This window comes from Reyranella soli (assembly GCF_007992495.1).
Lineage (GTDB): Bacteria > Pseudomonadota > Alphaproteobacteria > Reyranellales > Reyranellaceae > Reyranella > Reyranella soli.
This window is the reverse complement of sequence record NZ_BKAJ01000371.1, coordinates 1-1,057: the sequence shown is the minus strand read 5'-3', so window position 1 is coordinate 1,057 and position 1,057 is coordinate 1. Positions and strand designations below refer to the sequence as shown.

The 1,057-nt window shown below is 63.0% G+C and carries 1 protein-coding gene; it reads right to left on the bottom strand.

The window, feature by feature from the left end:
- Positions 1-962, bottom strand: a protein-coding gene (locus RSO01_RS46830; RefSeq protein ID WP_246159274.1) for an IS630 family transposase whose coding sequence is annotated in 2 segments (ribosomal slippage) — positions 1-621 and positions 624-962 — 960 coding nt in all. Because the reading frame shifts where the segments join, the coding sequence is not laid out codon by codon here.
- Positions 963-1,057 lie beyond the last annotated feature (95 nt).

Genomic DNA, 1,057 nt, shown 5'->3' with positions numbered 1-1,057 from the left:
CTAGAGCGTGATGGTTTGAGGTGGGGCATATCCGGCCTCTGCAAAGTAGTTTGAGCATTCTGCCGAGGAAGTGAGGGGCAGGATGTCGGCGATGGCGTTGTAGACGGCATCGACGGTGCGTCTGGCGGCCTTTCGCAGCCAGTGTTTGAGCTTGGCGAAGAACTTTTCGATTGGATTGAGATCCGGAGAGTACTTGGGCAGGAAGAAGAGCTTGGCGCCAGCGGCGCGGATGGCTCGGCGAACGGCCTTGCCCTTGTGAGAGCCGAGATTGTCGATGATGACGATGTCGCCCGGCTTGAGCGTGGGCCCGAGGACCTCCTCGACGTACTGGAGGAAGCTCTGGCCATCGATCGGTCCGTCGATGAGCCACGGTGCGGTGACCCGATCGTGACGTAGAGCGGCCAGGAAGGTCATGGTTTTCCAGCGCCCGTGCGGCGCCTTGCCCGGCAGCCGTTGTCCGCAGGGCGCCCAGCCGCGAAGAGGCGCCATGTTGGTCTTGGTCCAGGTCTCGTCGATGAAGACCAGGCGCGTGGGGTCGATGCGCCCCTGATAGGCCATCCACTGCAGGCGGCGGCGCGCTACATCCGGCCGGTCGCGCTCGCTGGCGACCAGCGTCTTTTTTTGTACGTCAGCTTCTCGCTGTGAACGAAGTCCCAGACCGTCCGGTAATCGACCTCCAGGCCACGCTCGGCCAGCTCGTCGACCAGGCCGCGCAGGGTAAAGTCCTGCCCCCGGCAGCGCTTGAGCAGCCAGTCGCGGTACCGACCAACGATCTTCTTCGGCCGACAGCCTCCCATCGGCTTGGCCGCCATGTTGCCCGTCTCGCGGAACCGGCGAACCCAGTCGATCGCCGTCTTGATGCCTATCCCAAAGCGATCCGCGGCCTGCCGGCGCGACAGCCCTTCTTCTTCTACCGCCTGCACTACCCGTTCACGAAGGTCCATCGAATAGGGTCGAGCCATCCATGCTGGCCTCCTGCCCAGCCAGCATCTTGAATCACTTCTCGACCCTCTTGGGAATCCCCTTCCGATTCGGATTCATCTCATCCCGCTCTAGG